The sequence below is a fragment of the Streptomyces sp. NPDC107500 genome, assembly GCF_055582785.1.
In genome coordinates this window covers 141,313-163,588 of sequence record NZ_JBVJPF010000007.1, presented here as the reverse complement: position 1 = coordinate 163,588, position 22,276 = coordinate 141,313, and the positions used below count along the sequence as shown (strand labels likewise).

Sequence of the window (22,276 nt, the reverse complement as noted above, 5' to 3'; positions counted from 1 at the left end):
CAACAAGTCAAGAGATCGCCGCGACTTCGCCGGGGTTCGGTGAACGAGACCGCCCGAAAAGCGAGTTCGGCCCGCACGCTCTGATCGCAGGTCGCGCACGGGGGGTTTACAGCATCCTTGCAACGATGTAAAACCTCTGTGCGGCGGGCCGGACAAGGTCCTCCGCAGGGGGAGAAGCAGTAGTCGTCGCACATAGTCCGGCTCCCCAATTCCCTTTCAGCGCCACCCGGATCGGGGTCACCATGCAGCGCACCACTCACCGTCCACACCTCCTCGGCCGCCCGGTGGTCGTGGCCCTGGCCGCCGCCGTGGCCCTCACCGCGACCGCCTGCGCCAAGTCGGAGGACGACGCGTCGGACAGCAAGCAGTCCGGGTCGTCCGCGGCCGGCGCCGAGCAGAAGGCCGTCACGCCGAAGCCGGGCAGCAAGACCTGCGCCATCGACGCGTACGGCGCCGAGAAGCTGGACCTGAAGGGCGCGACCGTCGGCTTCTCCCAGTCGGAGAAGGAGGCGAACCCGTTCCGGATCGCCGAGACCCAGTCCATCAAGGACGAGGCGAAGAAGCGGGGCGTCAAGCTGCTCACCGCCAACGCCCAGTCGCAGTTCTCCAAGCAGATCACCGACGTGCAGGACCTCCTCGCCAAGGGCGCCGACCTGCTGGTCATCGCGCCGCTCAACTCCGACGGCTGGGACCCGGTGCTCCAGGCCGCCGCCGCGAAGAAGGTCCCGATCATCACGATCGACCGCAAGATCAACGCCGAGGCCTGCAAGGACTACGTCTCCTTCATCGCCTCGGACTTCGTCGAGCAGGGACGTCGCGCCGCCGACCAGATGATCGAGGCGACGGGCGGCAAGGGCGAGGTCGCCATCCTCCTCGGCGCGGCCGGCAACAACGTCACCACCGAGCGCACCAAGGGCTTCAAGGACCGCGTGGCCGAGAAGGCCCCCGGCCTGAAGGTGGTCTTCGAGCAGACCGGTGACTTCGCCCGCGAGAAGGGCCAGCAGGTCACGGAGCAGCTCATCCAGTCGAAGCCCGGCATCAAGGGCATCTACGCGGAGAACGACGAGATGGGCCTGGGCGCGGTGGCCGCCCTCAAGGGAGCCGGCAAGAAGGCGGGCGACGTCGACATCATCACCGTGGACGGTACGCGCAACGCCGTGCAGGGCATCGTCGACGGCTGGATCAGCGGGGTGATCGAGTCCAACCCGCGCTTCGGACCGCTGGCGTTCCAGACCCTCGACACCTTCACCAAGGGCGAGGCGGTGCCGCAGGACATCGTCATCGAGGACGGCGCGTACGACGCGGACAACGCCAAGCAGGACATCGGCAAGGCCTACTGACCCTCCACGGGGCCCGGGACACCCGGGCCCCGTCGTCCTGCCCGCACCACACTTCCTGGAGGCACAGGTGGCACCCCCCGCCGAAGTCCTCGCCGTCCGCGGACTGAGCAAGACCTTCCCCGGCGTCCGCGCCCTGGACGACGTGGACCTGACCGTGCACGCCGGCGAGGTCCACGCCCTGATCGGCGAGAACGGCGCCGGAAAGTCGACCCTCATCAAGCTGCTCACCGGCGTCTACCGACCGGACGCCGGCCGCATCACCTTCCAGGACCGGGAGGTCTCCTTCGAGACCCCGCTGGAGGCGCAGAAGGCCGGCATCTCGACCATCTACCAAGAGGTCAACCTCATCCCGCTGCTGAGCGTGGCCCGCAACCTCTTCCTCGGCCGCGAGCCCCGCACCCGACTCGGCCTGCTCGACTTCGCCCGCATGAACCGCGAGGCCGGGGAGATCCTGCGCACCTACGGCGTCCGCGTCGACGTCCGCCAGTCGCTGCGCACCCTCGGTGTCGGCGCCCAGCAGATGGTGGCCCTGGCCCGCGCCGTGGCCACCGACGCACGGGTCGTCATCATGGACGAACCGACGTCCTCCCTCGAACCGCGGGAGGTGGAGACCCTGTTCTCGGTCATCCGCCGTCTGCGCGACCAGGGCATCGCCGTCATCTACGTCAGCCACCGGCTGGACGAGCTGTACGCCGTGTGCAGCAAGGTCACCGTGCTGCGCGACGGGCGCCGCGTCCACCACGGCGACCTGGCCGACCTGGACCGCATCGACCTGGTGTCGACCATGCTCGGCCGCGAACTGGGGGAGGTGCGCGCGGAGGGGCAGACCAAGTTCTCCGGCGACCACCAGATCGCCGACGACCAACCGGTGATGTCGGCGCGGGAGTTGTCCGTCCGGCACAAGCTCCACGGTGTCTCCCTCGACATCCGGCCCGGCGAGGTCGTCGGCCTCGGCGGTCTCCTCGGCTCCGGGCGCACCGAGACCGCCAAGGCCATCTCCGGTGCCCTGGCGCTGAGTTCGGGAAACGTCATGGTGGCCGGGACGCCGCTGCGCGGCGGCTCGACACCCGCCTCCATCCGGGCGGGCATCAGCCTGCTGCCCGAGGACCGCAAGAGCGAGGGCATCGTCCCCGGTCTGTCCGTGCGGGAGAACATCGCGCTCGCCGTCCTGCCCCGGCTCTCCCGCTTCGGCCTGGTCTCAGAGTCCCGCGTCGACGCCGTCGTCGACACCTTCATGAAGCGGCTGCGCATCAAGGCGTCCTCACCCCACCAGAAGGCCGGCGAGCTGTCCGGCGGCAACCAGCAGAAGGTGCTCCTGGCCCGCTGGCTGGCGATGAACCCGAAGGTGCTGCTCCTGGACGAACCCACCCGAGGCATCGACGTCGGCGCCAAGGCCGAGGTGCAGAAGCTCGTGGACGAACTGGCCGCGGACGGCCTGGGCGTCCTGCTCATCTCCTCCGACCTGGAGGAACTGATCGAAGGGTCCGACCGCGTGGTCGTACTGAAGGACGGTGCGGTCGTCGGCGAACTGACCGGCGACGAGGTCACCGAGGACCAGCTGATGCGCACCATCGCCGGCGAGGCCCCGCCCCGGGACACGGCCGAGGAGGCGGTCACCCATGGCTGAAGCCACCCTCCGCACCGCCCCACTGGACAAGGCCCGCCTCATGCAGTGGCTTCAGACGTACGGCGTCTACGCCGGCGTGGCGCTGCTGCTGATCGTCAACATCGTCATCACCCCGCACTTCCTGTCCGCCGAGAACTTCCGCACCCAGGCCGTCCAGGTCGCCCCGGTCATCATCGTCGCGCTCGGCATGGCCCTGGTCATCGGCACCGAGGGCGTCGACCTGTCCGTCGGCGCCGTGATGGCGCTGGCCGCCTCCGCCACCGCCCTCTACCTCGGATACGGGCTGCTGCCCGCCCTGCTGGTGGTGGCGCTGTTCGCGGCCGGCGTCGGGCTCGCCAACGGAGCGCTGGTCGCCTTCGTCGGCGTCCAGCCGATCGTGGCCACCCTGGCGCTCATGGTCGGCGGCCGGGGCCTCGCCCTGGTGCTGCTGCCCCAGCTGGAGGACCTGCGCAACCCCGCACTGGCCTCCCTGGGCTCGGGCGACGTGCTCGGCTTCCCGTACCTGATCCTGATCGCGGCCGGACTGGCCCTGCTGGTGGCCTTCGTGGTCCGCCGCACCACCTTCGGCCGCCAGCTCCTCGCCATCGGCGACAGCCGGCCCGCCGCCGAGCTGGCCGGACTCCCGGTGCGCCGCGTACTCATCCTCGTGTACGTGGCCTGCGCCCTGCTCGCGGCCGTGGCGGGTGTGCTGGCGACCGCCCGGCTCCAGGCCAGCGACCCCACCTCACTCGGCAATCTGATGGAACTCTCCGCCATCACCGCCGTCGTGGTCGGCGGGACACCCCTGACCGGCGGCCGGGTCAACATCGCCGGCACCGTGGCGGGCGCCGTCCTGATCCAGCTGCTCACCGCCACGCTGATCAAGCACGATCTGCCGCCCTCATGGACCCAGATCGCCCAGGCCATAGTGATCGTGTGCGCCGTCTACGCGGCACGAGGACGGGGGAAGCGATGAGCGCGACGAAGACGGACGCGCCCATGGTCACCGCGAGCAACGAACCGACCGACGCCACCGAGCCGGCCGGCTCCGCGCGGTCCGAGCGGCTGAGCGCCCTGGTCCAGCAGCACGGCGCCCTGGCCGTCCTGGTGATCGTCTCCCTGGTGGCGTCGTTCTCCTTCGACTCCTTCGCCACCGGCGACAACATCACCAACATGGCGACCAGTTCGGCGTTCCTGGCCATCGTCGCCCTCGGCATGACCTTCGTCATCATCACCGGCGGCATCGACCTCTCCGTCGGCTCCCTGTTCGCCCTCGGGGGAGTCCTCGCCGCCTGGGGATCACGCCACGGCACCCTGGTCGCCCTGCTGCTGCCGCTCGCGGTCTGCGGACTGATCGGCGTCGTCAACGGACTGCTCGTGGCGCGCTCCCGCCTCGCCCCCTTCATCGTCACCCTGGCCGCCATGCTGGGCGCCCGCGGCCTCATGCTGGCCATCACCGACGAAGGCGCGAACACGTACCTCATCGCCAAGGGCTCCTTCCTCGCCGAACTCGGCCAGGGCAGCACCCTGGGCCTCGGCAACCCGGTGTGGATCACGCTCGCCCTGTTCGGCGCGGGCGCCGTGGTGCTGCGCCGCACCCGCTTCGGCCAGCACGTGTACGCGGTCGGCGGCAACGAGGACGCGGCGGCCCTGATGGGCGCCCCGGTCGCCCGCACCAAGATCCTCGTCTACACCCTGTCCGGGCTGCTGGCCGGGCTGGCCGGCGCCCTGAACGCCGCCTGGCTCGCCTCCGGCGTGACCATCCTCGGCAACGGCATGGAGCTGGACGCCATCTCCGCCGTCGTCATCGGCGGCACCCTGCTCACCGGCGGCCTCGGCTACGTCAGCGGCTCGCTCGTCGGCGTCCTGCTGCTCAAGGTCATCCAGAACGTCATCAACCAGATCGGCTCCCTCGACTCCTCCTACCAACTCGTCGTCAGCGGCGCCTTCCTGGCCCTCGTCGTCATCGCCCAGACCTGGCTGGGGCGCAGACGCCGCCTGATGTGACAGAGCCCCGGACGCGGCAGCCGTGCCCCATTCGCCCCGGCTGCCGCGTCCGGTTTCCACGGCCGGTGCCACGTCCACCCGCCGGCCGGTGCACCCCCCACCACCGACCGACAGGAGACGCCAAGCCATGACCACCGTCAGAGCGACCGGGCTCGTCGCCAAGTCCTGCGCATCAATGCTCGCCGGCGGACTGATCGCGATGCTCTCGCCCTCCGCCGCCGTCGCCGCACCCGAGTACTCCACCTCCGAGGCCGGCAACCCCTTCGTCGACGGCTGGTACGCCGACCCCGACACCGCCCGCTACGACGGCCGGTACTGGGTCTTCCCGACGACCTCCAAGAGCTACGCCGAGCAGACCTACCTCGACGCGTTCTCCTCGACGGACCTGGTCCACTGGACCAAACACAGCGAGGTCCTGAAGACGGCCGACGTCTCCTGGGCGAAGTACGCGCTGTGGGCGCCGGCGCCGATCGAGCGCGACGGCAAGTACTACCTGTACTTCGCCGCCAACGACATCCAGAACGACTCCCAGACCGGCGGCATCGGAGTGGCCGTCGCGGACCGTCCGGAGGGGCCGTACAAGGACGCCATCGGCGGCCCGCTCGTCTCCCGCTTCCACAACGGCGCCCAGCCCATCGACCAGGACGTCTTCATCGACGACGACGGGCAGGCGTACATGTACTACGGCGGCTGGGGTCACGCCAACGTCGTCAAGCTCAACCGGGACATGACCAGCCTCGGAACCTTCGCCGACGGGTCGACGTACAAGGAGATCACCCCGGCGGACTACGTCGAGGGGCCCCAGATGTTCAAACGGGGCGGCAAGTACTACCTGATGTGGTCCGAGGGCGGCTGGACCGGACCCGACTACTCGGTCTCCTACGCGATCTCCGACTCACCGACCGGCCCCTTCGAGAAGATCGACAGGGTGCTCGCCCAGGACCCCGCGGTCGCCAAGGGATCAGGGCACAACTCCGTGATCAACGTGCCGGGTACCGACATCTGGTACATCGTCTACCACCGCCGCCCGCTCAGCGAGACCGACGGAAACCACCGCCAACTCGCCTATGACCGCCTGCACTTCAACGCCGATGGCACCATCCGCCGCATCCAGATGGGGGTGCGGGACAACTTCGCCGACGACAACGCCCTCGGCTGGCGCACCTACGGCGGTTCCTGGTCGGCCGACGGCGGACGCTACCGGGCGGGCCACTCGCTGGGCGGCAAGGCACTTCTCGACACCGACTTCGCCGACTTCACCTACGACGCCGACGTACGCCTCGGCTCGGGCAACGGCGACGCGGGCCTGACCTTCCGGGTGACCCGGCCTTCGGTCGGCGTGGACGGCTACACCGGGTACTACGCGGGAATCCGCCGGGACGGCGGGGTCGTGCTCGGCCGGGTCGCCGACTCCTGGACACCGCTGGCGACCGCGCACACGTCCCTCGACCCCGGGACCACCCACCGGGTGAGGGTCACGGCCGCCGGCCCTTCCATCAAGGTGTACGTGGACGACATGACGACCCCGAGGATCTCCGTCACCGACGGCACGTACCGCAGCGGTGCCAACGGCGTCCGGGTCTTCGACACCGGTGCCTCCTTCGACAACGTCGCGGTCGGCCCGGTCCGCTGAGCACATCCGGCGGGAAGCGGGGCGAACCCGCTTCCCGCCGGGACCTCGGAGAGCCTGGGACCTACGGCTTCTCGTCGGTGTACAGAGCCCTCACCTCCTCGTCGGTGAGGGCCTTGTCGTAGGCGTGGACCTCGTCGACAGCCCCGTTCCAGAAGTCCGTCGGGTCGCCGCCCCACTGGGCGCGGCCCACGGTCAGCGGGCCGGTGCTCGGGTAGGCCGGTCCGGCGGCCGCCGTGGCGGCCGGCTCACCGTCGACGTACAGGCTGAGCCGGTTGTCCGCGCCGTCACGAACGCCGACGAGGTGGTACCAGCGGCCTGTCTCCAGAGTGGTCTCCACCCGGGCCCGCTGCTCGCCGGGCGTGCTGAAGGCGAAGGCGCCCTGACCGTACTGAAGGTAGAACGGGCTGGCCTGGCGACGCGTGTCCTGGCTGACCGCGGTGGCGTAGTTGCCGGGGAGCGCGTCGAGCCGTACCCAGGCGGACACCGAGTAGCTGCCGGTGGTGTCCAGCACCGGGCCGTCCGTCTGCGCGGACTGGCCCTGACCGTCGAACTTCAGCGCGCTGCCGCTGACGCCCGGGGTCCAGGCCGTGCCCGCGGCGAGCGTCAGGTCCCGGCCGCCCGGCCCACCGTCCGCGGCGGTGGTGCCGGAGCCCTCGTCGAGGGACCAGCTGCCGCCGCCCGTAAGCGGCTCCCGGTCGCCCGCGGCCGCGCCGGCCGCGATGACCTTGCGGTTGACCTCGCGGACCCGGTCCGGATCGACCTTGATCTCCCGGCGGTCGTAGGTGTACAGACCGTTGAGCTCGTTCTCCAGGTCGGTGATCTGCGTGTACACCGAGCCGGACAGCTCCGCACCGGCCTGCGCCAGGTAGAACTCCTCCGTGTTCTCCACGTACTTGCGGGTCAGCGCCTCCTTGTCGGCCACACCGCTGTAGATCACGGTCGGCGCGCCCGGCCACATGTGCCCCGGCGTGCGCAGCGTGAAGCCGCCGTGCTCGCCGTCCATGGCGGCCCTGGTCCCGTCGGGGAAGGGCGGATCCTCGTTGTTGTAGTCGTGGTGGTCGATGATGTCGCCCTTGCCCGAGTCGCCCTTGGAGTTGCAGCAGTTGACACCGCTGTGGGCGTTGACGATCCGGGACGGGTCGGCGGCCTTCACGGACTCGGCGAGACGGCCGGTGGCCTCCCGGCTCCACTCGCCCCAGCCCTCGTTGAAGACGATCCACCCGATGATGGAGGGGGAGTTGTGATGCTGCCGCATCATCTCCGTGCCCTGCTCGACGAACGCCTGCTGCCCGGACTCGTCGGGGAAGTTCCCGGAGACGAAGTCCTGCCACACCAGCAGCCCGAGCCGGTCCGCGTGGTAGAACCAGCGCGGCGACTCCACCTTGATGTGCTTGCGTACGGCGTTGAAGCCCAGCTTCTTGTGGGCCTCGAGGTCGAAGGCGAGCGCGTCGTCGCTGGGTGCCGTGTACAGACCGTCCGGCCAGAAGCCCTGGTCGAGAGTGGCGAGCGAGAAGACGGGCTTCCCGTTCAGCACCAGCTTCGGGAACCCGCCGACCTTCTCGACGCTGATCTTCCGCATGCCGAAGTAGCCGCCGACCCGGTCGGTCGACCTGCCGTCGACGAGCTGCACGTCGAGGTCGTAGAGGTACGGGTCGTCGGGGCTCCACAGGTGCTGCTTCGCCACGGGCAGCCGCAGCTTCTCGTTGGCCGGCCCGCTGACCCTGCCGACCACCTTGCCGCGCTTGTCGCGCGCCACGGCCTCGACCCGTGCCTTGCCGGAGGCGTCACCGGACTCGACGGTCACCGCGAGGCTGCTGGTGTCGATGTCCGGAGTCGTGACTACGTTGTCAACGGACGCGCGGGCGACGGGTTCCATCCACACCGTCTGCCAGATGCCGGAGGACTGGGTGTAGAAGATGCCGCCGGGGTTGCGGGACTGCTTGCCCATCGGCTGGTTGGCGCCGCCGGTGTCGGTCACCGCGACGACTACCTCCTGCGGCCCCTTGCCCTTCAGCGCGTCGGTGATGTCGGCGCTGAAGGCGTTGTATCCGCCGGTGTGCTCCGCGACCTTCCTGCCGTTGACGAAGACGCGTGCCTGGTAGTCGACGGCACCGAAGTTGAGCTTCAGGCGGTTGCCCGCCTTGTCGCTCTCGCCGACCTTCCAGCTCTTCGGCACCTCGACGAGCTTGCGGTAGAACATGTGGTCCTCGTGCCGCTCGAGACCGGAGAGCTGCGACTCGACCGGGAACGGCACGATGATCTTCTCGTCGAGGTCCTTGCCGAAGACCGGCTGCTCCCCGGCCTCCGCGGCGCTGAACTGCCAGGGCCCGTTGAGGTTCTTCCACTTCGACCGTACCTGCTGGGGGCGCGGGTACTCGGGCAGCGGGTTCTTCTCGTCGAGCCGGTCGCCCCACGGGGTGGTGAGCCGGTGGGCGGACTCGTTCTGCGCGTACCGGACGACCTGGGGCACCGTCCCGCCGCCGTCGGTGAGGCCGCCCTCGCCGTCGTAGGAGAACTTGACCTGCTGGTTCTTCTGGATGGGCTCCGCGAGCGTGATGAGGAGCGCATTGCGGTCGCCGGGCGCCACCCGCACCGACTTGACGGGCATCGGGGTCGTGTCGGCCTCGACCTTCAGGTGCTCCGCCAGTCCCTTGACGTCGCCGACCCTGCCCTCGAAGCGGGCCCGCACCTGCCGGCCGTCCTCGCCGACGTTCAGCTCCAGCGGGTAGACCTCGAAGTCGTCGGGCGGGGTGAACGCCGACATCGGCACGAGCTGCTTGTCCATCGTCGGCGTCGACCAGCGCAGGAACATGTTGGCGCCGCCGGTGTCCTGGAACATCTCCAGGCGGAAGTCGTGCTTCTCACCCGCCTTCAGGTGGACCGCGGCGCTGGTCTGCTCGTTGTCCCAGTCCGGCTGCCAGTGGTCGATGACCGGCTCGCCGTCGACGAAGAGCCGGAAGCCGTTGTCGCCGATGGCGTGGAACGTGTAGTCGCCGGTGGCCGGCGCCGCGATCTGCCCCGTCCAGCGGGCGGTCGTGTGCTCCGTCTTTCCGGTCAGCTCCTGGAAGGTGCTGGTCAGGCCGGAGAAGTTGACCTGCGGGTCGAGCACGGTACCGCCGAGTTCGGCGAAGTCCCTCGCCCCCGGCGCGGACATGCTGAAGTACTCGCCCTTCAGGCCCTGCACCTGGACGGCGGCCGGACCGTCCTGCTCGGCCCGCACCGCGGACGTGCCGGTGGCCGCCTCCGCGGCCGTGGCGGAGGCCGTGAGGCCGCTCGTGGGCAGCACCAGGGCCGCCGCTGTCAGGATCGCCCACACTCTGGCTCGTGGGCGGGTGGGTGGTCTCGTCATCGGACCCTTCCTCGGAAGCCATCTTTGCAACGTTGGAAAGCTTGTGTCAGCCGAATGACAACACGCTCTTCCGCGCCTGTCCAGACCTCGCGCACCACTTCACTGATCCGCCGTCAACCCAGGCGCGGCAAAAGCTCACTCCCGTCGTGTCACAGGAACTTCCAGAGGTGGTCGGCGGTCCCGTTGTCGTCGAACTGGACGACCTGCGCGCTGTTGCCGGTCGACATGCCGTCGACGCCCAGGACCTTGCCGCTGTGCCGGTTCCGGATGCGGTACCAGCCGTCCCCGTCGTCCACCAGGGTCCACAGGTGGTCGGCGGTGCCGTTGTCCTCGTACTGGACTACGCGGGCGCTGTCGGCGGTGGACATGCCGTCGACGCCGAGGACCTTGCCGCTGTTGCCGTTGCGGATCAGGTACCAGCCCTCACCCCGGTCCACGAGCTGCCAGGCGTGGTCGCTGGTGCCGGAGTTGTCGAACTGCACGACGCGCGCGCTGTTCTCCAGCGACATGCCGTCCACGGCGAGGACCTTGCCGCTGTGCTTGTTCTGGACGCGCCGGAACGGGGGTTCGGGCGTCCAGGCCCTGCCGTCGGGCGTGGCCGTGGGGAACGAGGTGATGCGCAGCCTCGCGGCACCCATGGGGACGAGCGTGACCGTCTCGACGGGGGAGCCGCTGCGTGCCGGCCCGGCTTGCAGGGGCGCCACCACGTGCTCGTCGTCCGCGATCCACTCCTCGACGCGGCGGGCCTCGGCGCTGATGCGGACCGGGACCGTCTCGTGGGTGAAGGGATTGTCGGGCACGGGACCGCGCGCCGGGGCGAACTCCAGGCGGGGCGAGGCGGCGAGACCGTAGTTCCACGGCGAGGTGGCGTGCACCGCGTACTCGGGGAAGGTGTCGTCGCCCCCGTACCGCTCGTACCGCTCGCCGATCCGCAGGGAGTAGGTGAGGGGCCCGTGCTGGACGCTGACGGCGTCGTGCTGGTCGGGCCAGTGGCGCAGCGTGGTCCGCTGGGGGAGACGCAGGGACACCGTGTCACCGCTGCGCCAGGTCCGCCGCAGGGTGACCCACCCGGGCCCGGCCGCCGCGGCCACGGAGCGGCCGTTGACGCGGACCTCCGGCCCGTCGCACCAGCCCGGCACCCGCAGCCGCAGCGGGAAGGCGACCGGGCGCGGCGTGGACACGGTCAGCGCGACGGTCTCGGTGAAGGGATAGCCGGTGTCCTCGGTGACGGTGACCGTCGTACCCCCGGCGACCTGCGCGCGGACCTCGCTCGGGGCGTACATCGCCGCGGCCAGTCCGCCGTCCGGGGTGGCCAGCCACAGCTCCTCGGTGAAGTAGGGCCAGCCCATGCCGTAGTTGTGCGGACAGCAGCGGTACTGGTCGACGCCGGGCTGGAACGACTGCATGGCGAAGCCGTTCTGGAACTGCCCCTGTGTCTTCGGCCGGTTGTCCAGGTCGACGCCGTTGGCGCTGGTGACGTAGTGGATGGCCCTGCCCTGCGGGTCGAGGGAGGCGGGCAGCATGTTGAAGGCCAGGTCCTCGCACCGGTCGGCCCAGACGGGGTCGCCGGTGATCCTGGTGAGCAGTTCGTGACTGGCCATGAACTCGACGATCCCGCAGGTCTCGAAGCCCTGACGCGGGTCGGTGAACCCCGGCCGGTAGTTCTCGTCGCCCGCCATGCCGCCGCCGGGAAACTGCCCGTAGACGTCCATGACCCGGTCGTAGGCCCGGTAGGTGGCCCGGATCAGCTCCGGGTCGCCGGTGACCTGCGCGTACTGCGCGGGCTCACGGAAGCCCTGGGCGATGTTGACGTTGTGCCGGGAGGGTGTGGGGCCCGTCCAGTCGGCGCCCAGGGTGTGCATCTTGGTGGCCAGGTCGAGCAGGAACGCCTCGCCGGTGCGGCGGTGCAGCCACAGGGCCACGTCGAGGCCGTCGCCCCAGCGGTAGGAGACCCAGCTGGTGTTGAAGGCGCCGGCGCCCTGGGCGTTCATGAAGCGCAGGAACCGGGTCATGAAGGGGACGACGCGCTCGTCCCCCGTGTACTCCTCGTGCGTGCGCAGGGCCTGGAGGAGCGGCAGGAACGGCCAGAAGTCCGGACCGCCGTTCAGCGACGTGCGCAGCGCGCGCGGCCCGAAGAAGCCGTCGCTCTGCTGGGTGGCCAGGATCGCCTCGATCCAGGTGCCCGAGCGCGCGAGCGCGTCCCGGTCCCCGGTGGCGACCGCCATGGGCACGTATCCACGCAGCCAGTACGGCACTTCCTCCCAGGCCCCGCGCTCCGGGTGCACCCAGCCGGTCGAGGAGAAGTCGAGGAAGTGCGACCGGCTCTCGAACCGGCCGCAGAGGCCGTCGAGCTGGAGTCTGAGCTGACCGGCGAGCCAGCCCCGCGCGGTGACGCTGCCGGCGGGCAGCTTGCGGAAGGCGTCCGGCGCGAGCGCGCCGGGCGCCCTCGCCGTGGATGCGGCCGCGGAGGTGACGAGCGGGCCGCCCAGCGCCGCCGTGCCGAGGGCGAGGGCGCCGGTGCCGAGGAGGGCGCGTCTGCTGACGGACATGCGGGTCTCCTGACTGTGGACTCGGATCCTTCAGTGCCGCCGGTTCCCTTGAAGGGCCGCACGGGGGCAGGGCTCCGTGCCGACGGGCGTACGAGGTCGCGGAGTTGTACATCGTTGGAAGACGGGAGCGCACTGAGGATCAGAGCACACCCCCGTGACGACCGTCCAGGGGTGTGACCCGCCCGATCCGGCCGGACGCGCGCTTCCGGCCAAGGGCTGTCGCAGCGGCTCAGGACCGCCCGGGACGGTCGGGGTCGGGCACGGCAACGGGCCGGAGCACCGTCAGCGGCCCCTCCTGGCGAGCCACCATGGCGAACGGGAACCTGTCGACCTCCAGGCAGAGACCGACGTCGTCGGGGTGGTACCCGCTCCGCAGCCCTCCGGCGAGTTCCGCCGCGGCGCGTGAGTTGCCCGCACGGTGGACGTACGGGGCGGCGTCGACACCGCCACCGTCCACGCAACGGCCGATGTACTCGGCACAGGCCAGGTCCTCGTCGGCCCTGCCGTCCTCCCCGGTGACGACGAACGTCACCGGACCGGCCTCCTGGCTCCGCAGGAACCGCGCGGTGGGTCCGGCCACCACGAAGCTCGCGCACAGGACCAGCGGTGCGTCCGCGACGGCCAGCGCGCCCACGGTTCCCGCCGTCGTCTTCTGCACCAGTGTGCGACCGGTGAAATCGGCGGACCTGAGCAGGCCCGGCGAGTTCACCGCGTCGAAGCCCGCCGCCGGAGCGCCGTCCTTCAGTGCGAGCCAACCCGGCCCGCTCTCCTTCAACTCGAGTGCCTCACGCTCCGTGGAGGCCAGGACGATCCTCTCCACGCCACGCGAGAAGGCCCAGGCGGCCACGGTGAAGGCCCGCATGACGTCGATGACGACCGCGACACGGGGGACGTCGGTCAACTCCGGTATGCCAAGGAAGTGATGATCCATCGTGCCATTGTGCCGCCAGGCCGGTCGTCGAGTGCGTCGGCCACCGGGTGGTGGCCGACGTCCGGTGGGCCGGGCCGGTTCTTGCCGTAACCGCAAGAGGGAGTGCCAGGTCGGGGGGCGGCTGGCAAGACTGCGACCCATGACCCCAGCACCACGGCCGATGCCGCACACCTTCCGCCGCTCCGCGCGAACGGTGGCAAGCTTTCTCCTCACCCTCCTTCTCACCATCGCCGCCACGGCCTGCTCCACACCAGCGGCGGTGGACGACGCCCCCGCGTACGCCGCCGTCACCCAGGACGATCCCCGGTTCGAGAAGGGCTTCCGGCACGAGTTCGCCGACGTCGACGGCGTCCGTATGCACTACGTGAAGGGCGGCAGCGGCACGCCGGTCGTGCTGATCCACGGGTGGCCGCAGACCTGGTACGGCTGGTGGCCGATCATGCCGGAACTCGCCAAGCACCACACGGTCTACGCCGTGGACCTGCCCGGACTGGGCGACAGCACCGGCTCCCCGTCCGGCTACGACAAGGCCACGCTGGCGCGGTACGTGCACGAACTGGTCGCCGACCGGCTCGGGCTGCGCGACGCCCGTGTCGTCGGGCACGACCTCGGTGCCGCGGTGGCATTCCAGTACGCGAGCCAATTCCCGGACGACACCGCGCGCCTGGGCTACCTGGACCTGCCGCTGCCCGGGCCCGCGATCGACGCGCCCGCCTACCGCTCACTGAGCTGGCACATCGCCTTCCACACCCAGCGGCGCGTCCCCGAGGCGGTCGTGGGTGACGACGTCAGGGAGTACCTGGCGCTGTTCTACCCCCAGGTCTCCTACCGTGGCACGGCGTTCGGCGGCACGTCCGACGACTCCCCGTTCACCCGAACCGAGATCAACGAGTACGCACGCACCTACAGCCGGCCCAAGGCACTCGCGGGCGGCTTCGAGCTCTACCGCGCTCTCGAACAGGACGTCCGCGACACCGTGGCCGCGGCACCGGTACGCGTCCCGACCCTGCTCATGACCGCGGAAGGACAACTCGACGCGATGCGGGGCACAGTGGCCCCGCGCATGACCAACATCGAGCGGTCGGTGGACGTTCCGCGAGCGGGGCACTGGCTGGTCGAGGAGAACCCCCGCTTCGTCACCGGCGAACTCCTGAGGTTCCTCGGCGGATGACCACGCCGGGCACGCGAGCCGGCCGGTGTGGTCCGTGGTGGACACCCCGGACGCGACACGGTCGGCCGGCCTCGGCCCACCGGGCCTCGATCCGCCGTGCCGGGGTAGTCGGGACAGAGGACGGGAACCGGATCAGGAGGTGCCGAAGGTGAGCGAATCATCCCTACGGGCAGTGGGCTGGGCGAAGTCGTTGCCGCTCACCAGCGATGTGAGGACGGCGCGGGACTGGGCCCGCGGCAACCTGCGGAAGATGCGGTGGACCGCCACGGCCCCGGAGACGGTGGACGACGTGCTGCTGACCGTCTCGGAGCTGGTCACCAACGCGCAGGTGCACGCCCGCAGCAGCGCACAGTTGATGATGACGTGGGACGAGAACTGTCTGCACATCGCCGTGCACGACTCTTCCGGCGAGCTGCCCCTGGCCCGGGCGGCATCCCCCGATCGCCTGGGCGGACGCGGGATGTTCCTCGTCGAGGCACTGGCGGACGAATGGGAGGCCCGGCCCTGTCCCGACGGCAAGACCGTCATCGCCTGTTTCCGTCCGCCCGCCGCGACCTCGTGACTCCCGCGAGGTCCCGGCGCTGACTCACGCCTGGTCACCCGCCCCCGGGGAAACCTGCCGCTCGAAGAACGTCTCCAGCACAACCGTCGCACTGGTCCCGCTGACACCGTCAATGGCGTAGATCCGGCGCAGCACGTCCTGCAACTGCTCGGTGGTCGCGGTTCTGACCTTCACCAGCACCGAGGCGCTGCCGGCGATGACGTGCGCCTCCAGGATCTCGGGCAGCGCGGCGAAGTCCTGCGCGGAGTCGCCCATCCACGCCGTCGATTCGACCATCACGTAGGCGAGGACAGCGCACCCGACCGCCGCCGGGTCCACTTCGGCCGTGGTCCGTCGGATGACCCCCCGCTCCCGCAGCTTGCGCACACGCTCGTGGGCCGCCCCGGCGGACAGGCCCACGGCCTGGCCGAGCACGGCGTAGGACTGCGTGGCGTCCTGCTGGAGTCGCGTCAGGAGGACACGATCGATGTGATCCACAATTCTCCATTCGCCCTACAGGCGCAGGCACAGTACGTCATCTTAGAATATACGTGTCATGCCGAAGATTGTTCGGCCCGTCTGTGGGAGGGGACCCCATGCCCGACGAGAGCCCCGCGCTGTACGAGATGCTCGACGACCGGTTCCGTACCGGGCGGTGCATGAACGGCGACGACGGCCTCGAGGTGCTGTACACCGGCTGCCGCTGGGCCGAGGGGCCCGTCTACGTGCCTGCCTGGCGGCAGCTGATCTGGAGTGACATCCCCAATGACCGGATGCTGCGCTGGGACGAGGAGACCGGCGCCGTCAGTGTCTTCCGCCGTGCCGCCGGGCACACCAACGGCAACACGCTCGATGGGCAGGGCCGGCTGATCACCTGCGAGCAGGGCAACCGCCGGGTGACCCGGACCGAGCACGACGGCACGGTCACGGTGCTGGCCGACCGCTGGCAGGGCAAGCGCCTGAACAGCCCGAACGACGCGGCGGTGAAGTCGGACGGCTCCATCTGGTTCTCCGACCCGGACTTCGGCATCACCAGCGACTACGAGGGCTACCGCGCCGAGAGCGAGATCGCGGCCAACAACGTCTACCGGATCGACCCGGACAGCGGTGAGGTGGATCTGGTCGCCGACTGCTTCGCGGCGCCGAACGGGCTGGTCTTCTCGCCGGACGAGCGTCAGCTCTTCGTCTCCGACACCCGGGCCGGCTGCATCCGGGTCTTCGACGTACGGGACGACGGCACCCTCTCCGACGGCAAGATCTTCGCCGAGGCCGCCCGTCGGGCGAACGCGCGCTTCGACAACCTCCGGTTCGACGCCGACGGCCGGCTCTGGGCGGCCGCGATGGCCGACGGGGTGCACTGCTACGACCCCGACGGCACGCTGATCGGGCGGCTCGACGTCCCTGAGGCGGTGGCCAACATCTCCTGGGGCGGACCCAAGCGCAACCGTCTCTTCATCACCGCGGAGACCAGCCTCTACTCGGTCGTCATGGGGGTCACGGGCACGCACCCGACCGGCCCGGGGCGGCGGCCCTGGCTGGATCCACAGCCCAGGTGACCGCCTGGCCGTGCAGGTCGAGGCGGTCCGGACTTGCGGGTGGCAGTACGCGCGAGCAGGGTGGAGAGATGAGTGGCAAGGACGGTCCCACACTCATCTCGTCGGTGCAGCGAGCCTTCCGGCTGATGGAAGCGGTCGGCGCGCACGAGGGCGGCGTCCCGGCCAAGCAGCTGGCACGTGAGACCGGGCTGGCCCTGGCCACCACCTACCACCTTCTGCGCACCATGGTGCACGACGGCTACGTGCGCAAACTCGACGACGGCACGTTCGTCCTCGGCGAGAAGCTGGGCGCGCTGCACGGCGGCAGCCGTGAGCAGGCGGCACTCAGCAGGGTCCGGCCGACGCTCGCCGAGTTGCGCGACGGCCTGTCGGCCGCGGCCTACCTGACCTTCTACGAAGAGGGTGAGATCCGGGTCGCGGAGATCGTGGACGGCCCGAAGGCCCCCCGTGTCGATCTGTGGGTCGGCTTCGAGGACGCGGGCCACGCCACGGCGCTCGGCAAGTGCGTGCTGCGGGAACTGGACCCGGAGGCTCGCGCCGACTACCTCTCCCGTCACACGCTGAACGACCTCACCCCTCGTACCATCACCTACCGCCGTGACCTGCTACGACGTCTCGACGCCGCGGCTCAGGTACCCGCCGTGACGGACGTCGAGGAGTACGCGCTGGGCACGGCGTGCGTGGCGGTGCCCGTGCGCCAGGGCGACACCATCGGCGCGCTCGGGATCTCCGTGAACGTCAGCCGTGCCGCATCGCTCGGCGACGCCGTGGCGCGCCTGCTCGGCACCGCGGAACGGGTGTCCCGGGGGCTCTCGCTCACCATCTGAAATCCAGGCCCTTGTGAGGGGGTGGTCGCGTCCCGTTTCCTGGATGAGACGGGGCAAATAGGACGGCAATGTGAGGGACGGATAAGTGACTGACCAGAGCCTGGCAGGACCGTACGAGTACGGATCGGTCGCCCACCACGTGACGAACGGCTGGACCGTCGTCGGTGCCAGTGGTGAGATCGACATCGCGTTCGCGCCCGTCGTGCGAGCGGCGGTGGTCCGGCTACTGGACGAGGGCCACCTGCACTTCGTCCTGGACCTGTGCGGTACTCCGTTCCTGGACTCGGCGGGCCTCGGCATGATCGTCGCGGTCACCAAGCGCATCCAGGCACGCCACGGCTCCCTGCGGATCGCCTGCGACGACGAGCGGCTGCTCCGCGTCTTCACCCTCGGCGGGCTGCGTCTCGTCTACTCGTTCCACGACACCGTGGACCAGGCCGTCGCACACCCCGCGGGCGCCGAGGAACTCGCCGACTGGCCGCACATACGGCACTGACGTACGAGCCGAACGATCGAGGACCCTAGACTCGCCGCCATGAACCGATGGGAACAGCTGACCGGTGGCACGTCCGGTGAGCAGTACGCCGCACGTTTCGCGGAGCTGGCGGAACACGGACAGGACGTCCACGGTGAGGCGCGACTGTGCGCCACGCTGGTGCCCCCCGGGGCACGCGTGCTGGACGCGGGCTGCGGTACCGGCCGAGTCCTGATCCAGCTCGCCCGGCTCGGATACGACGGTGTCGGCGTCGACCGTGACGCCTCCATGCTGGCCGTGGCCCGGAGAAGCGCGCCGCGGCTGACCTGGCTGGAAGCCGACCTGTCGGAATTCGACCCGGCCGCCGCCGGTGTCGCCGCCGGCTTCGACCTCGTCGTCGCGGCGGGCAACGTCTTCCCGCTCCTCGCTCCGGGCACCGAGGCGGACGTCGCGGCCACGCTGTCCCGCGCGCTGCGCCCGGGCGGCCTGCTCGTCGCGGGCTTCGGCCTCGACCGGGACCATCTGCCCGTGGCACCCAGCCTCACCCTCGCGCAGTACGACGCCCACTGCACCGCGGCCGGCCTCACCCTCACCGACCGCTTCGCCACCTGGGACGCCGACCCGTACGAAGGGGGCGGCTACGCGGTGAGCGTCCACCGCCGCTGACACCGTCCTGCCGCACCTTCACGCAGTGCCGGCCCGCTCTCGATACCGCCGAAACTCGATCCGGTCGGGTCCGTCGCACTCCAACTGCCCCGACACCGACCAACCGCACGCCTCGTAGAACGCGACGGCGGCCGACTCCTTGGGGTCAGAACGGCATGTGGCCACGGGCCCGGCGACCGGCCGAACCGCTGCGACCGACGGCCTTGGAGCTGCTGCGGAACGGCTTGCTGAGTGCGCGGCCCAGGACGCCGGGGGCCTTGCCGCCGGCCCGGGAGCCGGCGCCCAGCGTTCGCTGGGTGCCGCGCTGCGGACGATGGGACAGGCGCGGTACGAGGAACGCGAGCACGGCGAGAACGACGCACACGGCGACGATTCCGACGATCATCATGACGGGACTTCCTAACGTGAGGGATGTAGCTGTCGGTTGCCCTCTCGAGGGGAGCCCATGCGTGCCGGGCGCCACGGGCCGTAGGGTGCCCGGAAAGGAGGATGAGCCGCGTGGCCATGGTGAAGGACATCGATGCTCGGCCTGCCGAGCACTGCGAGACGGCGGCGCTGGGTGTCCTGCTGCGGCACGAAGGACTCGACCTGTCCGAGCACATGCTCTTCGGGCTCGGCTCCGGCTTGTCCTTCGTCTACTGGGCGAGCAAGAACATGGACTTCCCTTTCCTGGGCGGCCGGGTCAAGCCGTTCGAACTCACCAGAAACCTGGCCGGCGCACTCGGACTCGAGCTGCGGACCGAGGAGACCACCTCCCCGCGCAAGGCATGGCGGAACGTCGCGGCACACATCGACGCCGGCCGGCCGGTGGGTCTGCAGCTCGACAGCTACCACCTGGACTACTTCAGCACCAAGGCGCACTTCGGCGGACACATCGTGGCCATGTACGGCTACGACGACCAGGACGCCTACCTGGTGGACACCTCCCAGCAGGGCGGGTCCGTCTCCACGAGCCTCGCCGCCCTGGCCGGTGCCAGGGCCGCGCGCGGCCCGATGACCGCACGGCACCGCTCCTTCACCCTCACGGTGCCCGACGGCCCGACGCCACCGCAGGACCGGATCGTCCCCGCGATCAAGAGCTGCGCCGACGCCTTCCTGAACCCGCCCATCGCGAACCTGGGCCACCGGGGCATCGAGAAGGCCGCCACCCTGGTGCCGAAGTGGCTGGAACGTACCGGCAATCCGCAGGAGGACCTGCCAAGGGCCGCCGTCCTCATGGAGCGGGCCGGCACCGGCGGCGCCCTGTTCCGCAACCTCTACCGGGACTTCCTCGCCGAGTGCGCCCAGCAGATCGACGACGACCACCTGCGCACCGGCCACCGCCTGTACGCCGAGGCGGCCACCCTCTGGACGCGGGTGGCCGCACTCGTCGCGGCAGCCGGCGAGTCCGGCGACGCGAGGAACCTCACGGAGGCCGGCTCCGTCCTCCACGAACTCTCACGTGTCGAACGCGACGCGATGCGGGCACTCAGCCTGCTCCGGTGAAGCGGTCGGCCCAGTGGGCGGTGCGGTCCAGATATGCCGTCTGGGCTGCCGCGCCCGTGAGTCCGTAGGCTCCGTCGTAGGTCCGATACCCGGGGTTCTCCGGCGGAACGGCGGCTGCCGGTTCGATCTGGCTGCCTTCGTGCCACTCGTTGAACGACGTGACCGACACCCAGGTCGGGGAGCCGCCGATGGCGGGATCGAGGGCGTTGTTCCACTGCCGGTCGTAGGCCGCGCCGTTGTTCCGTTCCACGGTGGGCGTCGTGTTGCCGGGCACGGCACGGTCGTCGAGGTAGCCGGGTGCGACGGAGGGGGCCCAGATCAGGTCGTGGGCCCGGGCGTAGTCGCCGGCCTGCTTCCAGCCCGGAGCCGTGGCACCCGCGATCCCGTCGTAGGTGTACATCCCGGAGAAGTGGGCGATCTTGGTGGTGTCGGTGGTCTGGGCGAGCACACTGCTGCTGCCGGTGACCTGGTCGAGCGGGGCCCAGTCGGTGATGTCGAGGCTCTGGAAGACGTAGAAGGCGTTCTTGCCGCCGTGCTCGGGGGAGCGGTAGAAGGCCGGGTGGCTGCCGTAGGTGTCGTTGATGTACTGGACGTCGGTCACGGTCGACGCCGCGGTTCGTCCCGCGTACGGCTCCAGGTGCCAGGCCACCTTGATGCCCTTCTTCTGGGCGGCGTCGAGGACACCCCGGGCGAGCCGGTCCTCGTAGCTGCCCCGGCCCCACCAGCTGTAGACGAGCACGCCGGCGCCGGATCGGGCGATCCATTCCATGTGCTGGGCCACCGCGCCGGTGAAGTCGCCGGAGTCGTAGGGGCCGAGAGCCGGGTAGAAGTCGGCTCCGATGGCGGCCGGCGGGGTCTGGCCGCCCTGCTGCCAGTGCCGCCAGCTGCCGTTCACCGCCGGGCTGCCGTACCAGGGGTAGTAGAAGAGGTGCACGTTCGGGTTGAGGGCTTCGGCGGTGGGTTCGGTGGTGACGCTCAGGGTGTCGATGTCGAACAGTGCGCCGCTGCCGCCGGTGAACCGCAGGAACAGCGGACCTGACGCGGCGGCGCCGAGCGTGGTCGAGACGTCTGTGAAGGTCTCCCAGCCGCCGGTCACCGGTACCCGTACCGAGCCGAGCAGGGTGCCGGTGGCCGAGCCGGACCGGACCTCGATGGTGCCGCCCGCCCCCGCCGACGAGACCCTCGCCGAGAAGGAGCGGGCCCCCTCGGTGGAGACGTTGGCGTAGCCCACCCAGTCGCCGTCGTCGATGTAGCCCAGTGTCCGCCCGCCGCTGGCACCGGCGTGCGGGGCCGCCTGGACACCGGAGCCCGCCGTGTACGACTCCGCCTCGATCCGGTCGGTGCCGCCGGGCGAGGAGCAGTCGGCCGGAGCCTGCCCGGCCGCATAGCGGACGGCGCCCAGCAGCAGGGAGCGGAAGGCCGGATCGCCGTAGGACTGCGCGGTGTGACCGAGTCCCGTGTAGAAGGAGCGGCCGTCGCCCTGGCTGTGACACCAGGAAACGGGATGGTCGGCACCCATGTTGCCGCCGCTGTAGGTCGTCTCGTCCAGGGTCTGGAGCACGTGGACGCCGGGACGGGGATTGGCGCGGTAGTTGTACCACTCGTCGGTACGTGTCCAGGTCGCACCCAGGTGGGCGGTCGCGGGATGGGTGCGGTCCTCGGTCACCAGCGTTGCCTGCTGGATCGCGGGGTGGCTGTCGAAGTAGGCGCCGACGAGCCGGCCGTAGTAGGGCCAGTCGTACTCGGTGTCGGCGGCGGCGTGCACCCCGACGAATCCGCCGCCGGAGTCGACGTACGTCTCGAAGGCGGCCTGCTGGGGGTCGTTCAGGACGTCTCCGGTGGTGTTGAGGAACACCACCGCCTCGTAACCGGACAGGCCGGAGGGCGTGAAGGCGGCCGCGTCCTCGGTGGCGGTGACGGTGAAGCCGCCCTGGCCGCCCAGCTCGCGCAGGGCATCGATGCCCGCCGGGATGGCGTCGTGCCGGAAGCCGGCCGTCTTGGAGAACACCAGGACGTCGAAGTCCGCCGCCCTTCGCAGTGGGTCGGCCTGCGTCGCCGGCGCCGGTGCGGCGAGGGCGCACGCGACGGCCGTGGCGACGATCGCCGCTCCGCGACGCAGGCGTCTCGTGAGAGTGGACAC

18 protein-coding genes are annotated in these 22,276 nt (G+C 70.4%); 12 read left to right on the top strand and 6 right to left on the bottom strand.

Annotated elements, in window-relative coordinates:
• The first annotated feature begins 242 nt into the window (after nucleotides 1–242).
• The 5 genes from ACZ67M_RS27225 to ACZ67M_RS27205 all read left to right on the top strand — a co-directional run bounded on the left by ACZ67M_RS27225 (nucleotide 243) and on the right by ACZ67M_RS27205 (nucleotide 6,586).
• A complete protein-coding gene (locus tag ACZ67M_RS27225) occupies nucleotides 243–1,340 on the top strand; it encodes an ABC transporter substrate-binding protein (protein ID WP_361360139.1) in 1,098 nt (365 codons plus the stop codon).
• Between the two features lie 67 nt (nucleotides 1,341–1,407).
• Nucleotides 1,408–2,967 (top strand): sugar ABC transporter ATP-binding protein, encoded by a 1,560-nt coding sequence (locus ACZ67M_RS27220; RefSeq protein ID WP_469853213.1) that lies wholly within the window; start codon nucleotides 1,408–1,410, stop codon nucleotides 2,965–2,967.
• On the top strand, nucleotides 2,960–3,922 hold the full coding sequence (locus ACZ67M_RS27215) for an ABC transporter permease (protein ID WP_361360145.1): 963 nt from the start codon (nucleotides 2,960–2,962) through the stop codon (nucleotides 3,920–3,922). Before ACZ67M_RS27220 ends, ACZ67M_RS27215 begins: the two co-directional genes overlap by 8 nt.
• Nucleotides 3,919–4,953, top strand: a complete 1,035-nt coding sequence (locus tag ACZ67M_RS27210) for an ABC transporter permease (protein WP_361360148.1) — start codon at nucleotides 3,919–3,921, stop codon at nucleotides 4,951–4,953. The genes ACZ67M_RS27215 and ACZ67M_RS27210 overlap by 4 nt, the downstream gene beginning before the upstream one ends.
• Before the next feature lie 127 nt (nucleotides 4,954–5,080).
• Nucleotides 5,081–6,586 (top strand): glycoside hydrolase family 43 protein, encoded by a 1,506-nt coding sequence (locus ACZ67M_RS27205; protein WP_469853210.1) that lies wholly within the window; start codon nucleotides 5,081–5,083, stop codon nucleotides 6,584–6,586.
• A gap of 61 nt (nucleotides 6,587–6,647) precedes the next feature.
• On the opposite strand, the gene ACZ67M_RS27200 is transcribed toward ACZ67M_RS27205, so the two are convergent.
• From ACZ67M_RS27200 to ACZ67M_RS27190, 3 genes are all read right to left on the bottom strand, one after another.
• Complete coding sequence (locus ACZ67M_RS27200) at nucleotides 6,648–9,935, bottom strand: LamG-like jellyroll fold domain-containing protein (protein ID WP_469853209.1); 3,288 nt, start codon at nucleotides 9,933–9,935, stop codon at nucleotides 6,648–6,650.
• Between the two features lie 149 nt (nucleotides 9,936–10,084).
• Entirely contained in the window at nucleotides 10,085–12,484 is a 2,400-nt protein-coding gene (locus ACZ67M_RS27195; protein ID WP_392236572.1) for a beta-L-arabinofuranosidase domain-containing protein, read from the bottom strand.
• Between the two features lie 229 nt (nucleotides 12,485–12,713).
• A complete protein-coding gene (locus tag ACZ67M_RS27190) occupies nucleotides 12,714–13,415 on the bottom strand; it encodes a 2-phosphosulfolactate phosphatase (RefSeq protein ID WP_392236574.1) in 702 nt (233 codons plus the stop codon).
• 139 nt (nucleotides 13,416–13,554) lie between these two features.
• Here ACZ67M_RS27190 and ACZ67M_RS27185 point away from each other — a divergent pair, with 139 nt between their 5' ends.
• Both ACZ67M_RS27185 and ACZ67M_RS27180 read left to right on the top strand, forming a co-directional pair.
• Entirely contained in the window at nucleotides 13,555–14,586 is a 1,032-nt protein-coding gene (locus ACZ67M_RS27185) for an alpha/beta fold hydrolase (protein WP_469853206.1), read from the top strand.
• 148 nt (nucleotides 14,587–14,734) lie between these two features.
• Nucleotides 14,735–15,148 carry an ATP-binding protein gene (locus tag ACZ67M_RS27180; RefSeq protein ID WP_361360165.1) on the top strand — a complete coding sequence of 138 codons (414 nt, stop codon included), beginning with the start codon at nucleotides 14,735–14,737 and terminating at the stop codon, nucleotides 15,146–15,148.
• Nucleotides 15,149–15,172: 24 nt separating this feature from the next.
• Here ACZ67M_RS27180 and ACZ67M_RS27175 read toward each other — a convergent pair whose 3' ends face one another.
• Entirely contained in the window at nucleotides 15,173–15,625 is a 453-nt protein-coding gene (locus tag ACZ67M_RS27175; protein ID WP_469853204.1) for an Lrp/AsnC family transcriptional regulator, read from the bottom strand.
• A gap of 98 nt (nucleotides 15,626–15,723) precedes the next feature.
• Between ACZ67M_RS27175 and ACZ67M_RS27170 the strand changes: the two genes are divergently transcribed.
• The 4 genes from ACZ67M_RS27170 (at nucleotide 15,724) to ACZ67M_RS27155 (ending at nucleotide 18,651) form a co-directional block, all read left to right on the top strand.
• Nucleotides 15,724–16,683, top strand: coding sequence for an SMP-30/gluconolactonase/LRE family protein (locus ACZ67M_RS27170; protein ID WP_392236580.1), 960 nt, complete (start codon nucleotides 15,724–15,726; stop codon nucleotides 16,681–16,683).
• A 68-nt stretch (nucleotides 16,684–16,751) separates the two neighbouring features.
• Nucleotides 16,752–17,510 (top strand): IclR family transcriptional regulator, encoded by a 759-nt coding sequence (locus ACZ67M_RS27165; RefSeq protein ID WP_361360174.1) that lies wholly within the window; start codon nucleotides 16,752–16,754, stop codon nucleotides 17,508–17,510.
• Between the two features lie 85 nt (nucleotides 17,511–17,595).
• Nucleotides 17,596–18,006 (top strand): STAS domain-containing protein, encoded by a 411-nt coding sequence (locus ACZ67M_RS27160; protein ID WP_469853203.1) that lies wholly within the window; start codon nucleotides 17,596–17,598, stop codon nucleotides 18,004–18,006.
• Nucleotides 18,007–18,045: 39 nt separating this feature from the next.
• Nucleotides 18,046–18,651: a class I SAM-dependent methyltransferase gene (locus tag ACZ67M_RS27155; RefSeq protein ID WP_469853201.1), complete on the top strand. Its 606-nt coding sequence runs from the start codon at nucleotides 18,046–18,048 to the stop codon at nucleotides 18,649–18,651.
• Between the two features lie 145 nt (nucleotides 18,652–18,796).
• Here the strand turns inward: ACZ67M_RS27155 and ACZ67M_RS27150 are convergent, their stop codons facing one another.
• Nucleotides 18,797–19,039, bottom strand: coding sequence for a DUF6411 family protein (locus ACZ67M_RS27150; RefSeq protein WP_361360183.1), 243 nt, complete (start codon nucleotides 19,037–19,039; stop codon nucleotides 18,797–18,799).
• A gap of 110 nt (nucleotides 19,040–19,149) precedes the next feature.
• Between ACZ67M_RS27150 and ACZ67M_RS27145 the strand changes: the two genes are divergently transcribed.
• Entirely contained in the window at nucleotides 19,150–20,136 is a 987-nt protein-coding gene (locus ACZ67M_RS27145; protein WP_469853199.1) for a BtrH N-terminal domain-containing protein, read from the top strand.
• On the opposite strand, the gene ACZ67M_RS27140 is transcribed toward ACZ67M_RS27145, so the two are convergent.
• Nucleotides 20,120–22,276, bottom strand: coding sequence for a glycoside hydrolase family 99 protein (locus tag ACZ67M_RS27140; RefSeq protein WP_469853197.1), 2,157 nt, complete (start codon nucleotides 22,274–22,276; stop codon nucleotides 20,120–20,122). The two genes, ACZ67M_RS27145 and ACZ67M_RS27140, sit on opposite strands and share 17 nt — an antisense overlap.